We start from the raw sequence: 19,199 nt of genomic DNA, 5'->3' as shown, positions 1-19,199 counted from the left end.
TTCCACACCCCGAATTCGAGATGGTCGCCGGGCAATTGGGCGCCCTCTAGCTCACTTGAGAATCGTTGTCGTCCAGTAGCAGCTTGCTTCCAAGGTCGATCAGTCCTGCGAATAATTTCTCCCCGTTCGCGACCTCGAAAATCTCCGCAACCGACGGATCCTGGGAATCGCCGAGCGGGAACACTTTCCTCGGCGAGTCGCCCTCGCTGGTTTCGATCGTCAGAAAATAGCTTCCGGCGCTAAGGTCGCAGGGAAAGTCGAACCTCGCTTCGGCCCGCTCACCGGCGGCGAGATCGAGACGTCCGCCGTGATCGGCGGTGCTGGTGCTGTAGATCGCGGTTCCCATATTGGTGCTGATCGAGAAGCCTAGATTGAAAGATCGCAGCGCCGACGCCGCCTTGCCGCGAATGACCAGCTGATACGCCTGTCCCGATGTCAGGGCGCGGACCGGAAGCCGCGCCTGATCGATAAACTGGATCGCTTCCACGACAAACCCCTTCAGTTCGATCGGCGGGGTCGTCGCCGTGGGCGGCGTGGCGGCGGCGTTTGCGGCATTCGCAGCTTCCATTTCCTTGTGGAGCAGGTCCTCGTAGGCCTGTCCGACGATCCTCGGCTCTCCATCCAGCGCCACGGCTCCGTTTTCGATCAGCACCGCACGATCACACAGCTCGTAAATCTGTGGAAGGCTGTGGGTGACGAGAAGGACGGTGGCGCCGCTGCGCGCGATCCGCCGCATCCGGGCATAGCTCTTGACGTTGAACACCATGTCGCCAGTCGCGAGCGCTTCGTCGACGATCAGGATGTCGGGCTCGATGCTCGACGCCACCGAAAACGCCAGCCGGGCGATCATGCCGCTCGAGTAGGTCTTGCATGGCTGATCGATGAAATCGCGCAGGCCGGAGAAACTGATGATCTCTTCGGTCTTGGCGTCGACTTCTTCGTGGGTCAGTCCCTGGACCAGCCCGCCGATCAGGATGTTCTCGCGCCCGGTCAGGTCCAGGTTGAAACCGGTGCCGAGCGCCATGATGGCGGACACCTTGCCGTTGACGCGGATGTCGCCGGCATTTGCATCGAGCGTGCCTGCGATCACTCGCAGCAAGGTGGTCTTCCCGGCGCCGTTGCGGCCGATCAGTCCGACCACCTCGCCCCGCTTGATGTCCAGGGAGACGTCCCGCAACGCCCAGAATTCGCGATGCCGCTTAGCGCGCGTCAACATCTCCACCAGGATGTCGGCCGGGCGCGAGTAGATCTTGTATACCTTGGACAGGTTGCGGATGGAGATCGCCAAATCACTCACAGGTAGCTACCGAAGTAATGCTGAGTGGTGTTGAAAACTCGGGCTCCGATTAGCAACGCTGCCACGGATAGGACGATCGAAACCACCCATGCCCAGGGATGAGCGAAACTCCCGTAGAACAGCACATCCTGGAACGTCAGGATGATCGGGGTAAACGGATTGAGAAAAACCAGAGCCCGCAGCTTCGCGGGCACGGTATCGATGGTGTAGAAGATCGGCGAGACGTAGACGCCCACGAAACTGAACACCTGGACGATGTCCTTCAGGTCGCGGATGAAGACGCCGAGCGCCGACAGAAACAATGCGATGCCGACGCAAAGCAAGATCAATTCCGCCAGCAGCAACGGCAGAACCAGATAGGTCGCGGGCAGGGCAAAGGTGGTCATCAGCGTGTAGACGATCAGCAGTAACAGTCCGACCAGCAGGATGACGAAAGCCGGCGGGATCGCCTTGATCGGCAGCACGTCGAGAGGAAACGCTACCTGTTTGACGAGGTGGGCGTTGTTGACGACCAGCGTCGAGCCGCGAGTCAGCACGTCCTGCAGCACCAGCCACGGCAGCAGTCCGGACAGCAGATAGATGGTGAAATCGTTGTTGGCGGGCAGGTGCGCGCCGCCGACCTTGACCTTCAGCACCTCGCCGAAGAAGAACAAGAACACCAGCACGGTGAGTGCGGGATGCAGGATCGCCCATGCCGATCCGAACAGCTGGCCCGTATAGCGGTCGAGCAGTTCGCGCTTCGACAGCTCGATCGTGAGCCGGCGATTGCGGACGATGCTCCGCAGCAGGGCGACGCTCGATGTCCACCAGGGAGCGAGCAGGGATCGGGCGGCTAACAAATTCGGCTCCTCGATCCGATCGATCGCGGGATGATCGGGGCAGTGTTCATCGGCGCAGCCTCGCGCGCGGCTGCTCGTCGGAAAGCGCAGACCGTTCGAGGGCGTCGAGCCGTTCGTAACGCTCGTTGATCTCCAAAGCGATTTGCGCCAGTGCGTCCAAGGTGGTCTGCCGCACGGCCGGGCCCGCTTGATGGTCGGACTCGGGAGCCTGACCGGCGGTCAACGACTGAGCTTCTGCGATGAAAGCATCGACCGACTCGACCAATGCTTGCGCGGATCTCTGCAGGTGACGCAACCGCGCCGCCGCCCGCCGCGCCTTGATCTTCGCGACAAGCTCGCCGACCAAGCTTGGCAGCGAGCTCGATGGCGTGGGCTGTTCGGAAGCGTCGCGTCCTGTCGCGGCGATCCGTTGGCTGGCTTGCGGCCGCGCGGTGACCAGGATGGTGTGGCCGCCGGCGCCATGAAGATACGAAATCCCCCGTTGTTCCAACAGGCTAGCCAGCCAATTCATGCCCTCGCCGCCGAGGTTGCCGGCCTGTGCCGCAGCGCGTCCGACGATCGACGGCCATCCGTTCGCCTGCCAGATCGTCGGGAAATAGCCGGGCCACAGGATCTTCGGCAATGGCTCGTAATAGGCGCGGACGGCGCGAAACCCGGCGCGGGGCAGGGCGGCGCGGAACGCCGCCTCGTTCCATTTCGTGACGTGATGGGGCGGCTGTTCCGTCAGTGAATCGCTCTGCCTGCCGACCAAGCCTTCGCTGTCGGGCGTCGAGATCACCGCCAGGCCGCTTTCGGTCAGCATGGTGCGGATCGATTTCAGTAACTGAATCGGATTTTGCACGTGCTCGAGGACCTGATGGCAGACCACGACGTCGGCCTTGAACGGCAGAGCTTGGGCGAAGTCTTCCCGGTCCCAGTCGAGCACTTCCACGTGGTGGCCGCGCGCGCGCGCCTGACTGGCGGCGGCCTCGTTGATTTCGATGCCGACGAGCTTGATCGAGGGCATCGCCTTGCGCAACTGATCGAGAAAGAAGCCGGATCCGCAGCCGACATCGATTACCGTGTGCGGTCGTTCGCGACGGATGAATTCGATCGAGCGGTCGAACTCCCACTTGTTCTCGGTGTAGTATTCGATCTGGCCAATCGCGCCGTAGAAATCGGCGTTGCCGACGACGATCGGCTGATATTGTCCGAACTGGCAGGTCCGGCAGGTGTAGAGGTGGAGCGGCCCGAGTTCGCGGGTGCTGTAGCGGGCGAGTGTCTCGGCGCTGAACGCCGCGCCGTGATCGCGCCAGCGCTTCATGATCTGGTCGAGATTCACCGACTCGTCGGTCACGGCGAGAGTGTCATTGCCGCACGCGGGGCAGGTCAGCACCTGCGTGGCCGACGTGATCTCGTGGGCTGGGGTGTGCATAATCATGCCGCCCTCGTCTGGCGCTGCAGGGTGGTGAGTTGCTTGTAGTAATCGATGACTGCAATCCTGACGCGGTCGCGGTTGGCCAGTTCGTCGACTCTGATCACGTTGTTGGCCGCGGCCCGATCGACCAGCGCGTCGTCCTGCATCGCACGGACCAGCGCGTCGGCGATTTCCTCGGGATACAGATTGCGAGCGAACAGAACATTCTCCTCGTTCTTGACGACCGGGGTGATGGTGTCGAGCGGCGATACGATTGGAAACGCTCCCAGCGCCATGGCTTCCATCATCGAATTTGGAATTCCGTCCGTCAGCGACGGAGCCAGCATCACGCGCGCCGACGGCAGCATGGCGAGTACCTGTTCGCGATCCAGGCGGCCGTACAGATTGCAGGACGCTTTGATGTGGTCCGGCATGCTCTTCTCGAACCAGATCCGGACGTCGCTCTGGACCAGCCAGAGCATTTCGAATGTCACCGGAGCAATCCGGTCCCACGCAAGCCGAATAGCCTCTAAAACCGGGAGGGCCTTCGAGGAAATGGTTTCATAGGTCTTCGGCCACAATATGGTCCGCGGCCGTTGTGAAGGCAAGAGCGACCACCGGCTGCGCAGGCCCTGCACGTCGATGCCGCCCGGGCCGGAGACGACGCCCAGTCCCGGCGAGCAGGTCTTCTCCGCGGCGAGCCCGAGCTTGACGGCGTCTTCGTAGTTGATCGGATTGTCGGCGATCAGGTGATCGCACTGCGCGAAGATGCTCTCGATCTTGGGACGATGAACCGGGTCGTATTGATGCAGTGCTAGGTCCGGCCCGCCGCGAACCTGCACCACCCAACGGCCGATTCCCACGATTTCCGGATGCAGCTGGCGCGTCCGCTCCATCAGATAGGTCGCGGCATCAAGGCCGAGCGTGTGCACGACGTCGGGCTTCCACTGCATGATGGCGTCCGCCAGCAGTCGCTCGATGGTCACCGCGGGTGCTGTTGGAGCCGGCCTGATCCAGCTAAACAAACTCCGCCTGGGCGGCGGCGCGGTCGGCGCAGACGTCAGCGTCTTGCGGTAGGCAGAATCGATCGGGCTGGGCGCCGCGATCGTCACATAGGTTCTCACTTGCCAGCTGTCGGGTGGGACGGCGGAGGGCAGGGCGAACAGTCGCGCGTTGATGCCGGATTGCTGCAGCAGATCGATCCAGGAATGGGTGTGCGAACTCTCCGCCCACCCCACGAACATCACGCGCGGTCCGTCGGGGTAATCGTCGGTCTCGAATGTCGGATCCTGTGTCGACGTCGCGGACATGATGACTCTCTACGTGCGCTTCGAAGCCGCTAGCAGCGATCGGCTCTCCGAAATCTGGCCAATCGGTCGGTCATTGACCGGGGAAGCCGGACTTCAGCTCGTCCTGAATATAGTCCAGCCTGAGCAGGAGGTCCTTGACCTGGTCGACGTCCAGTCGATGGGTGTTGTCCGAGGTGTAGTCTTCCGTCTTGGAAATGCTCTGTTCGCCCTCGACGAAGTACTTGTTGTAGTTCAGATCGCGGTCGTCCGCCGGCACGCGATAGTAGCGCCCGAGGTCTTCGGCACGCGCCATTTCCTCGCGGGACACCAGGGATTCGTACTTCTTTTCCCCGTGCCGCGTGCCGATCACCTGGATCGGCACCGCGCGTTCGAACACTGCCATCACCGCCTTGGCCAGCACCTCGACCGTGCAGGCCGGCGACTTCTGCACCAGAATGTCGCCCTGACGGCCGTTGCCGTAGGCGAACAGCACCAGATCGACGGATTCTTCGAGTGACATCAGGAACCGAGTCATGCTCGGATCGGTCACGGTGATCGGTTGATTGGCCTTCACCTGCGACACGAACAGCGGAATCACCGATCCGCGCGACGCCATTACGTTGCCGTATCGGGTCGCGCACAGCACCGTAGAATCGTCGGGCGCGAGCAGCCGCGCCTTGGCGACCGCGAGCTTCTCCATCAGCGCCTTGCTCATGCCCATCGCGTTGATCGGATACACCGCCTTGTCGGTCGACAGCACGACGACCCGCTCGACCTTGCTCTTCAGCGCCGCGTCCATCACGTTTTCTGCGCCGAGGATGTTGGTGCGCACAGCCTCGAGCGGATAGAATTCACAGGATGGCACCTGCTTCAGCGCGGCGGCATGGAACACGAGGTCGACGCCCCGCATCGCCGCGGCGATGCTGGACGGCTCCCGCACGTCGCCGATGTAGAACTTGACCCGATCGTTCTTCAACGCGAGCCGCATGTCCTCCTGCTTCTTCTCGTCGCGGCTGAAGATGCGGATCTCGCGCACCTCCTCCTTCAGGAAGCGCTTCAGCACGGCGTTGCCGAACGATCCCGTGCCGCCGGTGATCAGCAGGACCTTGTCTTTCAGGTTAGGGATGTTGGCGTTCATCGACTGCGTTCCATCTTTGTCGTCTGCGAGCGTTCCACGGCGGAGCCTATCTAGCGGGACGCGTACATCGTTGTGATCAGATCGCGCCAGGACGGCGCGGTGTAGCCGGTGGCCGCGGCAAACCGCGAACCGTCGAGCGAGCGATCGATCACAACGGAGTCGTCGGGCACAATCTCGATCTGCTTGCCGTAGATGTCGGCGACCAGCTTCAGCAATTCGTATTTGTTGATTGGCTGCGACGCCACCTGCCAAAGACCGCTCAGCGCCGGGTTGGGAATGACGTGGTCGCGGATGATGCGGGCTAGCTCGACGGTCGGAAAGCCACTGTAAATCGCGCGCCGATAGCCGCTGACGCGCGGTCCGGGCTGGTCGAGGAACCAGCCGATCAGCGAGACGGAACGGCCGAGCTCGTGGCCGATGATCGAGGTGCGCAGCGTGACCGCATGCGCATAGTCGACTTCGCCGAGCAGCTTGGTGCGACCGTATAGATCGCCAGCGTCGGGAAAATCGGTTTCCCGGTAATGGCCCTTGTCGCCGGAAAAGACGCAGTCGGTCGACAGATGGATGAGCCGCGCATTGGCGAGGGCTGCGATCTTGGCGAGCCGGTGGGGAAACAGCGAATTGATCGCAATTGATGGCAGTTCGGCCTTGGCGGCCGGCAACTGTTTGATGACGCCGACGCAGTTGATCACCACGTCCGGCCGCTCATCAGCGACGACCTGGATCAGCGCGTCGGTGTCGAGGGCGTCGACGCCGACGACGATTTTGGCGCGGTTATGACGGGGCAACCCGTCCAGCAGCGTGGCCGATCGCGCCGTTCCGGTCACGCTGATGCCGTTCGAAGACGCGAACAGCCGGTAGGCGGAGCTTCCGAACATACCGGAAACGCCAACGATCAAAATCTTCATGCCAAGCCCCGATTTGGACCGTCTCTGCACCAATTTCGGCACGATGTCCATTCGTGGAAAGGCCAGACTTTGCAGCGGATTCCGATGAATTCAGGCCGAATAGCCGAGAAATTTCCGGACCCGGTCCGCCATCGTCGCGAGGTTGAAATCGCGCAGGAAGGCGGCCTGCCCGGCCAGCGCGAGGTGCTGATAGAGTTCAGCGTCCTCAGCCAGATGCAGCAGCCCGTTGTAGACGTCAGCCGGCTCCAAGTCCTGGCAGCCGAGGCCGGCTTGCCGGTCGGCGAGATAGGCTGCGGGCGAGGCGTACTTTGGGCCGTGAAACAGGATCGGCCGCCCGGCGGCGAGATAGGTCGGAATCTTCGACGGGAAACTCAGCCGCGCGACTTCCTCCATGTGCGGCGCGAAGGGGTACGGGCAGTACAGAACGTCACAGTCGCGGGACAGGATTTCGATCAGTTCCGGCTGCGGTTTCCAACCGAGAAACCCGATGCGGCCCGGAGGGGCGAGCTCAAGGTGCGGCGGCGGATGGCCGGCGACTCGCAGCACGACCTGACGGCCCGCGACCTTCCAGCTCGCATGATTGAGGGCACGCAGCAGTGCGACCCATTCGTCTTCGGCGTAAAACTGTCCGGCCATGCCGATCGCGAACTCCTCGGCCGTGCGCAGCGACGGCTTGGGTCGGCGGGCGAGCGCAGGGTCCAGCGAGGCGATGATCGTATGGCATGGCGTGCCGTAGCGCTGCTGGTATTGCTGCGACATCGCCCATGACGCCGTTGCGCATCCCTCGGCCTGCCGCAGCACCCGATCGAACTCGGCGAGATCGGCGGTCCGGTTGTAGCGGTCGACCTTGTGGGATCGCAACCACCAGCCGAGCGGGTCCCAGACCTGGACCCGCATCGGCACCTGCAGTCCCTCGGCGACGGCGTGGGCCATCCGCACCATCGTCTGCCCCTGCAGCACCACCCACAGCGACGTAACCGATTGCTCGCGCCCATAGGCGATCGCCTGTCGGACGAGGGGCGGAACCTCGATCAGCCGCCGCGCGGTCTCGATTGCGATCGCGCCGATCCGGTCGAGCGGAAAAAACCGCGGGTTGTGGCGTCCGAGCTCGTTCGGCTTGCGGACGGTTTTGATCGGAACGTTCGCGAGATCCGGAAACGGGACCGGCTGGAGGTGGCGGTTCTGGACGCAGAAGATCGCGAGTTCGCCCGGCGGAACAAAGCGGCACATCTGCGCCGTGACGATGCCGGCGGTGAGATTGCTGGAGGGCGGAATGTCGGTGAGGAGAAGCGTCTTCATGGGGTGCCGTCCGCCGGGCCGGTCCGCCTCGCCGCGACCGAGCGGTAGAGGTCCGCCAGCCGCTTCGCGAAGAGCCGGTCATCGTAGAGTTCTTCGCTCAGCGCACGGCCGGCGAGCCCGCGGCGCTCGCGCTGATCCTTGTTCTCGACAAGCGACTTGATGGCGTCGGCGAGCGCCTCGGTGTCGCCACGCGCCACCGCGACGCCGACCTCCGGTGCGCGCACGATATCCGGCAGCGACGTGCCGTCGAACACGATCACCGGCTTGCCGCAGGCCATCGCCTCGATCGCCATCATGCCGAACGCCTCGGCGATCGAAGGCATCACGAACATGTCCAGCGCCTGGTAGCTGTCGAGGATCAAGCTCTCGTCGTTGACCCATCCGAGATCGATGATCTGGTGCTTGCCAATGAACTCGTTGAGCTGTCCCTTGGTGTTGGTGGTGACGATCGCCAGCGGCGTGTCGAGCCCTTCGAGCCGCCGCAACGCCTCGACGAAGAATTCGAAACCCTTGTAGGGACTGAGCGGAAACGCGCGGACTCCGATCGCGATCCGGCCCGGCAGAATCCCGAGCCGCGCCCGCGCGGCGGCAGCGTCGCCGGGCGCGAACTTCTGCAGATCGATGCCGAACGGGATGACGTGCAGACGCTTGCCCCGGGCGATCGGCGAGGCGGCCGCCATGCGGCGCATCGATTCCGATGCCACGACGATTTCGAGGTCGGACTTCAGCAGGATATTGCGCTTCCAGGCGAAGTCCTGCTCAGTCCGGTCCCGCCGCATCGCGAACGGCAGATCGAGCCTTGGACATTGGCCGCAGCCGATCTGCCATCGCTCGCATCCGACCGGATAGATGCAATGGCCGGTGAAGATCCACGGATCGTGGACGGTCCATATCGTCGGTTTCCGGCGAGACAGCCAGGGCAATGCGTCAAGGCTGAAATAGCCGTCGTGAATGATGTGGTAATGGATCAGATCCGCGGTCTGAAACTGGCGATGCAGCGGGAGCGTGAAAGACTGCAGCGCGGTGCGGCCGTGAATCGACAGCATGTCCTCGATGCGGATCAGCGCCGACGTCGCGTGGCGGCTGCCGGGAATGGGGAAGAAGTGGCTGGACGAGCCGTCCTTGCCGAGCTTGTTCCAGACCAGATGAGTCGAGACGATCCCCTCGTTCGCCAGCAGGTGCCGGATGCCATAGCCGTTGAACCGGCCGCCGATCACATCCGATGAACTGATCTGAGTGACGTTCATCGCGCTTCGCCTTCGCCCTCGTGCGTCCGGGAATCGATCAGTGCTTGCCGATAGAATTCGCGCATCTTGGGCAACATGACGTCGATCGCGAGGCGGCTCCGGATGATGTCGAAATTCCGCGGCGCCGCGGCGTCGACCAGCGCGTCGTCGGTCAGGGCGCGCTGGAACCGTTCGCAGATCACCTCGAAATCGTCGACCGGCACCGTGAAGCCGGTCTGGTCCGGAACGAACCATTCGGCGCAGCAAGAGGTATCGGTCTGGATCGGGAACGCGCCCATCGCCATCGCCTCAAGCACAGAGGTCGAAATCGCATCGGAAATGCTGATCCCGAGGTAGAGCCGGGCGCGGCCGAAATGCCGCAGGATTTCGTCGTGCGTGGCCCAGTCGATCACCCTGATGTCCAGCGTGCCGGCTTGCGCGAGTTCGATCGCGCGGGCGCGGGGGCGCGCGCCGACCGAGAACAGCACGACGGTGAAATCGCGCAGTTGCGCAGCGAAGCGTTCGAGGACCGCGAGCGACACCATCGCGCGTCCGGCGAAATGGTCGTATCCCTTCACCATGATCAGCCGACGCGCCGAAGGTGGCGTGGGGTCGCGAAGCTGTTCGATGTGCGCGATATCGATACCGCCGGAATTGGGCAACACCGGCAGTTCCGGTCCGCGATAGCCGAACTCACGCGCCAGACCGATGTCGCGGTGGCACTCGCAGGAATACACGTCGATGGCGGCGCACAGACGTCTGATCTGCGCAGCGTGAGCGGCATCCCGGCCGAAATAATAGATATCGCTTCCCCAATTGGTGGCGAGCCAGCGCGGAAAACGGCCTTTGATCCGATCGCGGGCGCTCAGCGTCAGGTAGCCGGCATGCTGGAATTCCATCGAATGGATCAGGTCCGGCTGCAGCCGTTCGATCAGCGCAGCCAGCACTTCGGGGCCGTAAAGGCGCGCGGTGGCAGCGTCACTTTCGCCGGGCAGGCCGAGTGTGATGGTCTGATCGGCCGCCGACAGGTCCCGCAGCACGTCGTCGACCGGGAAATGCCGGACGATCGGTCCGACGGCACACGGTTGCGAGGCCGACATGTCCACGATCTCAACCGAGCGTAGCGCGAGCAGCCGTTCCTTCAGTCGTCGCGCGGCTTCGTCGGGACGGCTCAGGACGAGGCGCGCGATCCTGCCGAGGCGGCGCAGCAGATCTGGCCGCTCGCTTCGCGCCGCCGAAAGCGCCGGTTTGAAACTCAGCGTCGGAACATGCAGCGTAGCGTCGCCGAGCAGATGATGCGGCGGTAGGTCGTTGATCGGAAAAACGTGGCAGTCGAAGCCGAGCTTTGACGTCTGCTCGATCCAGCGTGCCGCATGGACGCTGGTGTGCATGGCCACGAAGAGAATTCGGAGAGGTCTCGTCATGGCGGTTCAATGCAAAACGGAAGTCAGAACCGCAACGAAATCGTTTCGCGCACGTTCGACCAGAAACTCGCGCGACAGCACCGCGGCGTTGGCGACGATGCGCGTCCGTAGATCGGCGTCCGCGGCGATGCGCTGCAAGGCATCGGCCAGCAGGTTCGGGTCCGGCGTGTCGACGACGACGCCGGCGTCGGCGTCGCGGATCAACTCGGTGACGAACGATCCCTTCGGCGCGTGAACCAGAATCGGGCGGCCCGACGCCAGATATTCGCCGAGCTTCGCCGGCGCCGAGGATTGAATCACTTCGGGGATCGGCGAGTCGAACGCCAGCGGCAGGAACAGCACGTCGGCCGCGCGCTGGTGCGCGATCGACTCGGCGTGCGAGGCATGCGGATGCGTGATCACGTAAGGGCTGCCGAGGTCGCGGCTGACCAGATCCGAAGCATGCTGCGCCGTGAAGATGTCCAGAGTGAACCGGCCGTGCAGCCGGTCGAGCGCTTCGACCAGATTGCGAAACGCGCTGGCCTGCGCCGAATAGACCGAACCGGTGTACAGCAGATGAAAAGCGCGGCCATCGAGACCGAAATCATCCTGGCGCGGCGTTTCGGCCGCCGCGATGAATGCGGGGTCGACCGGATTGCGCACGATGCGGACGGCGGCGCCGGATATGCGCTGCCGGACCTCGCGCGCCAGCACCTCGTTCGGCACGATCACCGCCGCGGCGCCGCGGCTCCACAGCCGCTCGGACAGACGCGCGAGAGAACGGTAGATGCCGCGCTCCCATTGATAGACCGGGTCGTCGAACAAGTAGGCGACGAAAGGCAGTCCCAGCCGCCGCGCGGCGAGGCAGGTGGCCGGCAGATCGAACGGATTGCCGCTGCAGCCGATCACTACGTCGACGGGGCTCGTGCGCAGCGCCTCCACAATTTCGCCGGCGCGGATCAGAACGCTGCGGGCGAGTCCGCCGCTGCGATTGAGGCCGCCGAGCAGCCGTCCCCATCGGCGGGCGGTGAGCTGGAACAGCGGCGGCGCCAACGCGACGTGACGCCCGAAATGGCACTGTTCGAGTTCGACTATGTTCATCTGGTCGGTAAAGTAGACCGGCTCGGCCAGCGCGCCCGGAGCCAGGATTTGGCCGAGCACCCGAGCTTGCCCGTTCGCCGACGGCGGAGCGGCGGTGGTGACGACGGCTATGCGGATCAGCGGCGGCGTCGGCGCAAGCATCGGCGGAGCAATCTCCTGTGCGGGGATGCGATTCATTGTTGCTCTAAGCGGGGTCCGATGAGGCCGAGTTCTGCTACCGTGTAAATCCGTTCCGGGCGGGAAGATAGCGCTTTTTGAGCAGCTAGGGCAGTTGCTCGATTGCCGATCGCTTGCAGTCTCGGCATTGTACCTTGGTGCGAGGGAGTGGCGAAGCGTTAACGGCACAGGATGATATACAGGGCTTCAGGGGCAATACGATGTCGGAGCGCTGGTATAGTTCGATTTTCGATCAACGATTGGTTGATCTTGGCGATTGCGAAGATGAGGCTTTTCGAGGCGTGCTGACACCCGAAAGTGAGATTGGGCGCCATCGTCGCCGCGTCAACGCCACCTTCCTCTAGAACGCCGAAGCTTACTACGAGAAGTATCAAGGCTTCGATTATTGGCGAATGCTGTTGTGGAAGGCGCTCGATCACGTGGGCGTTTAGAATTCAGGAATCATCGTTGAGTATGGCTGCGGATTCGGCAACGCAACCTTGCCGATGCTGGATATCTTTCCCGATGCCAAAATCTTGGCAACTGATATCAGTCCAAATCTCTTGAAGATCCTCGAAGGATTGCTGAGCTCTCGCGGACTCGAAGACCGGTGTGTGGCCATAGCGATGGACGCCATCAGGCCTACCTCAAGGAGGCATCAGCCGATTTGGTCTTCGGAGCGGCGATTCTGCATCACCTAGTCGAGCCCGGTCGATTTATCCGCAGCGCGATGCGCGTTTTGAAGCCGGGCGGATGGGCGATCTTCTTCGAGCCGCTCGAGGGTGGCCTTGCCATCTTTCAGTTGATCTGCCTCGACATCGCTCGTCAAGGCCGGAAGCGGGGACTGCTCAATCGCTGGACTCGCGCGATGCGCCTCACTGAGGCCTTCGCGACGGATCTGCAGCCTCAGATTTTCCGCGGTGCCATTCCCGGATGGGAAGATCGCGACGACAAGTGGGCATTTCCCCGCAGCGTGCTCGACCGTATCGCTCGCGATCACGGGGCAGAAGTTCACGTCTACGGTCTGCATGACAATGTCGGCCAGTTCTGGCGACATTTTACTTACATGCTCGAAACCTACTGCGGCATGAAGGCCACGGATTATCCTTCGTGGGTTTGGGATATTTTCGACCGTTACGACAACGAGTCGTTTTCCCCGGAAATGCTTTTCGATCTCGCGCTCGAGGGCTGCATCCTGTTTCGCAAGATGCGCTGAAGTGTTCAGCGGGGTCCGTGACGTTGCGCTGCCAAGCGGCGGAAATCGCGGAGCAACGCCGCCGCCACCCGCGACCATTCGTAGTGCTCGAGCACGAAACCACGCAGCGCTTGCCCCGATTGCCGCAGTGCGTCGTCGTCCGACAACATTTGACGCAAACCTTCCGCAATGGCTCCAACGTCGACCGGCACCACGCGGCCGCCGCCGATTTGTTCGACCTCGTCGAAGCCGCAGCGGTCGGTGAGCAGGACCGGGACGCCCATCGCGCCGGCCTCGAGCGCCACCATCGACATCACTTCGGAATGCGACGGAACCGCGAGCAGCGACGCCCGGGCCAGCAGCGCCGTCCGCTGCGCCTCATCGGCGAAGCCCGCAAAATGCACCCGCGCCTGAAGCCCCAGTTCTGCGGTCCGGCGTTCGAGCTGAGGCCGCATCCCGAGATCGGGGCCGGCGATCACAAGGCTGACATCCACAATTTCCGGGGCGATCCGCGCGAACGCTTCGAGCAGCAGGTCCGGCGCCTTGATCGCGGTCAGCCGGCCAACGAACAGGACGAATCGTTTGTCCGGGATTGCCATACTTCCCGGTCGTCCTTCTCCGGGAAGCTCGATGCCGTTCGGCGCGATCAGGATCGAGTCTGCCGGAATCGCGAAATCCGAGACCAGCAGCGCTTCTTCCTGACGCGTCGTCGCAATGATCGCAGCGGCGCTGCGCAGCATCGGTCGCCCGGCGAGCGCGGTAAAGACGCGCTTGATCGCGGCGCTTCTACCGTACTGGGTGAGGGAGCCGGCCGGGCACAGCAGCAGCGGCGTGCCGGCGGCATAGGCGATCGCAGAGCTGAACGACGCCAGGAGAAACCAGAAGCCCATGACATGGACGATGTCGGCGTCGCGAAACAGACGGTAGAGGGCGAGCGGATTGACCAGCGGTGCAGGGAAGCGCTGGCCGATGAAGGGCACGCTGATGACGGTGACGCCAGCCCGGCCGAACTCGTCGCCCCATGGGGTCGGCCCCATGGTGACGATTGTACATCGGCAGCCGAGTCGCGACAGATGCACCGCGAGTCGCCGGGTTCGCTCAGCCGTGCCGCCGCCGCGCTCCGCATCGAGCCAGACATTGACCAGAATGACGTTCAAGGGCATCTCCGCGCCGCGCCGTGCATCGACCTGATACGATGTGCGCGCGGGTCGGATCAACCGTTTTGGCGGCCGGCCTAAGCGCATCGCTCGGCGGTCGCTTGTGTTTGCCTTGGCTGCACAATTTGCTATGCGAGGGCGAGGATCAGGCAGGAGATGTCAGTATGAGCGGCGATGGTCAGTCGAAGCGGATCAAGGTAATGACCATCGTCGGCACGCGTCCGGAGCTGATCAAGCTCAGCCGCGTGATCGCAGAGCTGGATCGGCATATGGACCATGTCCTGGTCCATTCCGGCCAGAATTTCGACTACGAGCTCAACGAAGTGTTCTTTCAGGAACTCGGGATCAGGCGCCCCGATATCTTCCTGAACGCCAACGCCGAGACCGCGGCGCAAACGATCGGCAATGTGATCGTCAAGGCGGACGAGGTGTTCGAGCGCGAGCAGCCCAACGCGGTGCTGATCTACGGCGACACCAATACCGGCCTCGCGGTGATCCCCGCCAAGCGGCGCAAGATTCCCGTGTTCCACATGGAGGCGGGCAATCGCTGTTTCGATCAGCGGGTGCCGGAGGAGGTCAACCGCAAGATCATTGATCATTTGTCCGACATCAACCTGCCTCTGACTGAGCACGCGCGCCGCTATTTGCTCGACGAGGGGCTGCCGCCGGATCGGGTGATCAAGAGCGGCTCTACCATGACCGAGGTGTTGTCGTTCTACCGACCCGAGATCGATGCGTCGCTGATCCTGGACGAACTTGGGCTGGCGCCGCGCAACTATCTGCTGGTCAGCGTTCACCGCGAGGAGAATGTCGACGATCCCGCCAAGCTCCGACGGCTGCTCGCATGCCTGCAGGCTCTGGCGGACCATTTCGGTCGGCGGCTGATCGTCTCGACCCATCCGCGAACGCGCAAGCGGCTCAATGCGCTCACCGGTCACCACGACGATGACCGGATCGCTTTCCTTAAGCCGTTCGGATTCCTCAGTTACATCAAGCTGCAGATGAACGCATTTTGTGTGATCTCCGACAGCGGCACGATCACCGAAGAGTCGTCGATTCTCGGTTTTCCAGCGGTGACGCTGCGGGAGGCGCACGAGCGCCCGGAAGGAATGGACCGGGCGACCCTGATCCTGACCGGGCTCGATCCAGAGCGCGTCGTGCAATCGGTCAAGATCGTCACCGACCAGTTCGAGCCGGGCAAGCGGCCGACCGTCGTCGTCGACGATTACGATGTGCCGGATGTCTCCCGCAAGATGGTCCGCATTATCGCCAGCTACATCGACTATGTGAACCGGACGGTCTGGTCGAAATAGCCCGCCGGCGCTGCTCGGGCGGGTGTTGCGCCGGGCGCTAAGGGGGCGCCAGCTCCAGCAGCCAGCTCTCGAGCCGGCCGATCCACACCTCGCGATCGTATTCGCGCAGATGATAGTCCAGCGCGGCCCGGGCCATCGCCTGACGCTGCGCGGGTGAGCTGTCCGCCAGGGCGGTCACGATGCCGGCAAGCCCGTCGGCGTCGCCCGGCCGAGCGGCGAAACCCGCGCCCGACGCCTTCAGGATCTCTGCGGCCTCGCCGGAAATCGACGCCAGCACCGGCCGGCCGCAGGCGAGGTAGGATTGCAGCTTCGACGGCACGGTCAGCGAGAAGATCGGGTCGTCGCGCAAGCTCAGCAGCAGGGCGTCGGCGATCGCGAACAGCTTCGGCATCTGCTCCGGCGGAAACGGACCTATCACCTGGACGTTGTCGGCTAGACCGCGCCCCGCGATCTGCTGTTCGAGCCAGCCGCGGCGGACGCCGTCGCCGGCGAATGTCCACCGAATCTCCCGGCGCGCCTTCAGCCGATCAATCGCCTCGATAACGTTCTCGAGGTCCTGGGCCAGACCGAGGTTGCCGGCGAACAGGATATTGAAGCCCGGCTTGAACAGGCGCCGCGAAGGATCGTCGGCGGCTACCTCCGTCGGCCGGTACAAGGCGTCGGCGGTATTCGGCAGATAACGGATATCTGCATTGGCCGGCGCCAGCGGCCGAATGAAGTCGATGAAGCGGACCGATTGCACCGCGATAATCGACGAGGCGCGATACATTCGGCGCACGAACGCCCGCAAGGCTGCGAGGATCGCCTGCGACCTGATCATGCCGGTCGCGGTCAGACTCTCGGGCCAAAGGTCCTGGACCCAGAGCAGCAGTCTGGTCCCGCCGATCATCCGCAGGATCATCGCCGGGAGCGCGAGGATCGCCGGCGATAGCTGGTAGACCAGGATGACGTCGGGGCGTCGCCGCACCAGAACGGGTGCGAACAGGCCGGCGCTGATGGCGAACGACAGGTAGTTCAGCGCGAGCTTTAGCCGCGAATTGCGGCCGCGGGCGAGCAGCGGAACGCGGATGACGTCAACGGATTCATAAGTCTCACGTCGGATTCCGACCCCTCCATAGCCGGGAAAAAACTCGCCCGAGGGGTAATTCGGCATGCCGGTCAGCACGGTGACGCGATGGCCGCGCTGGGCAAGCTCCGCCGCTATCGCGTTGATGCCGAAATTCTCTGGAAAGAAGTACTGCGAAACGATGAGTATCGAAAGACTGCGGCTGTTCTCGTCCATACGATTCACGGTCATGCTGCCGCCTGGCGCGGTTCGGGACAGTTCGCACATCCGCCTGTTCTTCTCAATCAGGTCGCTCATTCGACCGGATCGCTGCGCCTGTCGATCTCCATCTCGCTCGAGATCGCCGGATGCTGCAATTAGCGGAGGCTCACGATAGCTCCTTTCGAGCCGGGTACAGTCCACCAGTGGCCATCTGGCTCCGGGGCTTCTTTCGTTGGATGGTCGATGCCACTCACAATCATTCCGATCACGCGTCTCGGCTTTGACGTTCCGAAGTAATCATCAATAGCGTCACTAACCCTCTCGTTGCTCGTTGGATATCACAGGTTGTAATGTAGAATGCGAGTGCATAAGGCATAGCCTTAAATTCGGCGCTCGCTTTGATGTCGGAAATAACGGCGTTGTAGGAATGATAGCTATTCCAAATGCACGACACCGCCTGCCCAGAGAACCTTCTGAATCATGTCTTCTTATGGACAAACTGCTGCAGCGTCGTCAACGGTCGCGTAGTTTGACAATCCAGCCTCAAACAATACACCCTTGGTGCTCTCGACGGCGTCGGGGCAGATGTCAATCGAATGCAGCTGTAACTCTGTATGTTTGCTGACGGCAGCCAGAAGGGCGATCAGACCATCCTTATAGCAGGCAACTTCAACGACACAGTCGCCTTGCTTCCGGTTGTTGAATATGAAGTTCAGAATTTCGCTTTGGTATTTTGGCGACGTCCATGAGAATATGGCACACCATTCCCTAATGGATTGGAGTTCTTCACCGTGTTCATGCCTAGTTGAGGGCGATTCGCCGACGAGGGGCGCCAGCCCGCGGTTTCGCAGGGGCCTCCCATCTTGACAATTTTCGCCTAGTCATCCGGCATGATTGTATTCTCTTCCCCAAAAAAACGTGCTTGCCTGAAGCAGGCATAAGCGCTTGAGGTGGGTCGTCAACAGTTTTCGCCCCGCCCTATCCTCCGCCTTGACACGGTCCGGCTGGCGCTCTCCTGGATCCAAAAAAGCATTTCAATATCAGTGTGTTGTCGAATGTCGCGCGCGGCCGAGCCAGCGGCGGCGGTCGATCCAATTCATCCTGCGAGGTCTGCGGCATCGCAGATGCAGGGGCGATTGTGGTCAGCGTCATCTGGCGACTTGCCGAACTTCGGTGGTCGACGGCCTCACCTGCTCCGAAGCGGTCGCCTCACAACCACCTCTTCCTCCTCTTGAAACTCTTCAAATTCTTGAAGCTCTTCCTCTGATCCCCAGCGCCACCGAGGTAGAATTCCTTGACGTCCTCGTTGTCGCGGAGTTCGTCGGCGGTGCCGTCGAGGACGACTTTGCCTTGTTCCATGATGTAGCCGTGGCTGGCGACCGAGAGGGCGGCACGGGCGTTCTGCTCGACCAGCAGGATGGTGACGCCGAGGTCGCGGTTGATCTGCTGGATGATCGAGAACACCTCTTTGACCAGGAGCGGGGAGAGGCCCATCGAGGGCTCGTCCATCAGGATCATCTTGGGCCGGGCCATCAGGGCGCGGCCGATGGCGAGCATCTGCTGTTCGCCGCCCGAGAGGTAGCCGGCCAGCCCGGTGCGCTCCTTCAGCCGCGGGAAATAGTTGTAGACCATCTCGATGTCGTGGCCGACCTCGCGGTCGCTGCGGGTGAAGGCGCCGAGCCTCAGGTTCTCCAGCGACGTCATGTCGGAGACAATGCGGCGGCCTTCCATCACCTGGAAGATGCCGCGGCGGACGATCTTGTCAGGATCGGTGCCGTCGATCCGCTCCCCGTCGAACACGATCTCACCACGGGTGACCTCGCCGTCCTCGGTCTTCAGCAGCCCTGAAATTGCCTTCAGCGTCGTCGACTTGCCGGCGCCGTTGGCCCCCAGCAGCGCCACGATCGCGCCCTTTGGCACGTCGAGGCTGAGGCCACGCAGCACCAGGATGACGTCGTCATAGACGACTTCGATGTTGCGGACGCTGAGCAGAGGCGCGGGCGCCGTGGAAGCGCCGGGCTGCGGAGGGTGAAGTTCGGCGGCTTCCGTCATGGTGGTCCTACGTTCTCGAACTCGCTGAACTTGATGGTGGGCAATCTGCACCCCAACCACCGCCGTCATCGCCCGCGAAAGTGGGTGACCCAGTATTCCAGAGCGCGGATGATCCAAACGCGACGCTGCGGGGTACTGGGCCCCCCGCATGCGCGGGGGATGA

The 19,199-nt window shown here is 62.8% G+C and carries 16 protein-coding genes; 3 read left to right on the top strand and 13 right to left on the bottom strand.

The genetic code is table 11. From position 1 onward, the window contains the following. Positions 1-46 precede the first annotated feature (46 nt). The 10 genes from HZF03_RS20535 to HZF03_RS20490 all read right to left on the bottom strand — a co-directional run bounded on the left by HZF03_RS20535 (position 47) and on the right by HZF03_RS20490 (position 12,241). Positions 47-1,216, bottom strand: coding sequence for an ABC transporter ATP-binding protein (locus HZF03_RS20535; RefSeq protein ID WP_234832344.1), 1,170 nt, complete (start codon positions 1,214-1,216; stop codon positions 47-49). A 77-nt stretch (positions 1,217-1,293) separates the two neighbouring features. Further along, a complete protein-coding gene (locus HZF03_RS20530; protein ID WP_012497390.1) occupies positions 1,294-2,136 on the bottom strand; it encodes an ABC transporter permease in 843 nt (280 codons plus the stop codon). Between the two features lie 46 nt (positions 2,137-2,182). Beyond that, positions 2,183-3,556: a class I SAM-dependent methyltransferase gene (locus HZF03_RS20525; RefSeq protein ID WP_119020046.1), complete on the bottom strand. Its 1,374-nt coding sequence runs from the start codon at positions 3,554-3,556 to the stop codon at positions 2,183-2,185. Continuing rightward, the gene (locus HZF03_RS20520) at positions 3,553-4,842 is read right to left on the bottom strand and encodes a glycosyltransferase family 4 protein (protein WP_119020047.1); all 1,290 of its coding nucleotides are present in this window, start codon (positions 4,840-4,842) and stop codon (positions 3,553-3,555) included. The genes HZF03_RS20525 and HZF03_RS20520 overlap by 4 nt, the downstream gene beginning before the upstream one ends. 70 nt (positions 4,843-4,912) lie before the next feature. After that, entirely contained in the window at positions 4,913-5,959 is a 1,047-nt protein-coding gene (locus HZF03_RS20515; protein WP_012497387.1) for a polysaccharide biosynthesis protein, read from the bottom strand. 50 nt (positions 5,960-6,009) lie between these two features. After that, positions 6,010-6,867, bottom strand: a complete 858-nt coding sequence (locus tag HZF03_RS20510) for a dTDP-4-dehydrorhamnose reductase family protein (protein WP_012497386.1) — start codon at positions 6,865-6,867, stop codon at positions 6,010-6,012. Between the two features lie 90 nt (positions 6,868-6,957). Further along, positions 6,958-8,166, bottom strand: a complete 1,209-nt coding sequence (locus HZF03_RS20505; RefSeq protein WP_119020048.1) for a glycosyltransferase family protein — start codon at positions 8,164-8,166, stop codon at positions 6,958-6,960. Further along, positions 8,163-9,413, bottom strand: coding sequence for a glycosyltransferase (locus tag HZF03_RS20500; RefSeq protein WP_119020049.1), 1,251 nt, complete (start codon positions 9,411-9,413; stop codon positions 8,163-8,165). Before HZF03_RS20500 ends, HZF03_RS20505 begins: the two co-directional genes overlap by 4 nt. Beyond that, positions 9,410-10,783, bottom strand: coding sequence for a glycosyltransferase (locus HZF03_RS20495; RefSeq protein ID WP_234906876.1), 1,374 nt, complete (start codon positions 10,781-10,783; stop codon positions 9,410-9,412). Before HZF03_RS20495 ends, HZF03_RS20500 begins: the two co-directional genes overlap by 4 nt. Before the next feature lie 39 nt (positions 10,784-10,822). Beyond that, positions 10,823-12,241 (bottom strand): glycosyltransferase, encoded by a 1,419-nt coding sequence (locus tag HZF03_RS20490; protein WP_179906205.1) that lies wholly within the window; start codon positions 12,239-12,241, stop codon positions 10,823-10,825. A 272-nt stretch (positions 12,242-12,513) separates the two neighbouring features. Here HZF03_RS20490 and HZF03_RS24630 point away from each other — a divergent pair, with 272 nt between their 5' ends. After that, positions 12,514-12,753: a methyltransferase domain-containing protein gene (locus HZF03_RS24630; RefSeq protein WP_420853862.1), complete on the top strand. Its 240-nt coding sequence runs from the start codon at positions 12,514-12,516 to the stop codon at positions 12,751-12,753. Beyond that, positions 12,663-13,268, top strand: coding sequence for a methyltransferase domain-containing protein (locus tag HZF03_RS20480; RefSeq protein WP_179906203.1), 606 nt, complete (start codon positions 12,663-12,665; stop codon positions 13,266-13,268). The genes HZF03_RS24630 and HZF03_RS20480 overlap by 91 nt, the downstream gene beginning before the upstream one ends. A gap of 5 nt (positions 13,269-13,273) precedes the next feature. On the opposite strand, the gene HZF03_RS20475 is transcribed toward HZF03_RS20480, so the two are convergent. Next, a complete protein-coding gene (locus HZF03_RS20475) occupies positions 13,274-14,404 on the bottom strand; it encodes a glycosyltransferase (RefSeq protein ID WP_165858184.1) in 1,131 nt (376 codons plus the stop codon). A 164-nt stretch (positions 14,405-14,568) separates the two neighbouring features. Between HZF03_RS20475 and wecB the strand changes: the two genes are divergently transcribed. Continuing rightward, positions 14,569-15,717 carry a non-hydrolyzing UDP-N-acetylglucosamine 2-epimerase gene (gene wecB, locus HZF03_RS20470; RefSeq protein WP_119020054.1) on the top strand — a complete coding sequence of 383 codons (1,149 nt, stop codon included), beginning with the start codon at positions 14,569-14,571 and terminating at the stop codon, positions 15,715-15,717. A gap of 37 nt (positions 15,718-15,754) precedes the next feature. Here the strand turns inward: wecB and HZF03_RS20465 are convergent, their stop codons facing one another. Further along, positions 15,755-17,014 (bottom strand): glycosyltransferase family 4 protein, encoded by a 1,260-nt coding sequence (locus HZF03_RS20465; RefSeq protein WP_165858185.1) that lies wholly within the window; start codon positions 17,012-17,014, stop codon positions 15,755-15,757. Positions 17,015-18,193: 1,179 nt separating this feature from the next. Continuing rightward, complete coding sequence (locus tag HZF03_RS20460) at positions 18,194-19,036, bottom strand: ABC transporter ATP-binding protein (RefSeq protein WP_119020056.1); 843 nt, start codon at positions 19,034-19,036, stop codon at positions 18,194-18,196. Positions 19,037-19,199: the final 163 nt, after the last annotated feature.

The organism is Rhodopseudomonas palustris (genome assembly GCF_013415845.1).
GTDB classification, from domain to species: domain Bacteria; phylum Pseudomonadota; class Alphaproteobacteria; order Rhizobiales; family Xanthobacteraceae; genus Rhodopseudomonas; species Rhodopseudomonas palustris_F.
Note: the sequence above shows the minus strand (reverse complement) of the source record. Positions and strands in the feature narration are given on the sequence as shown.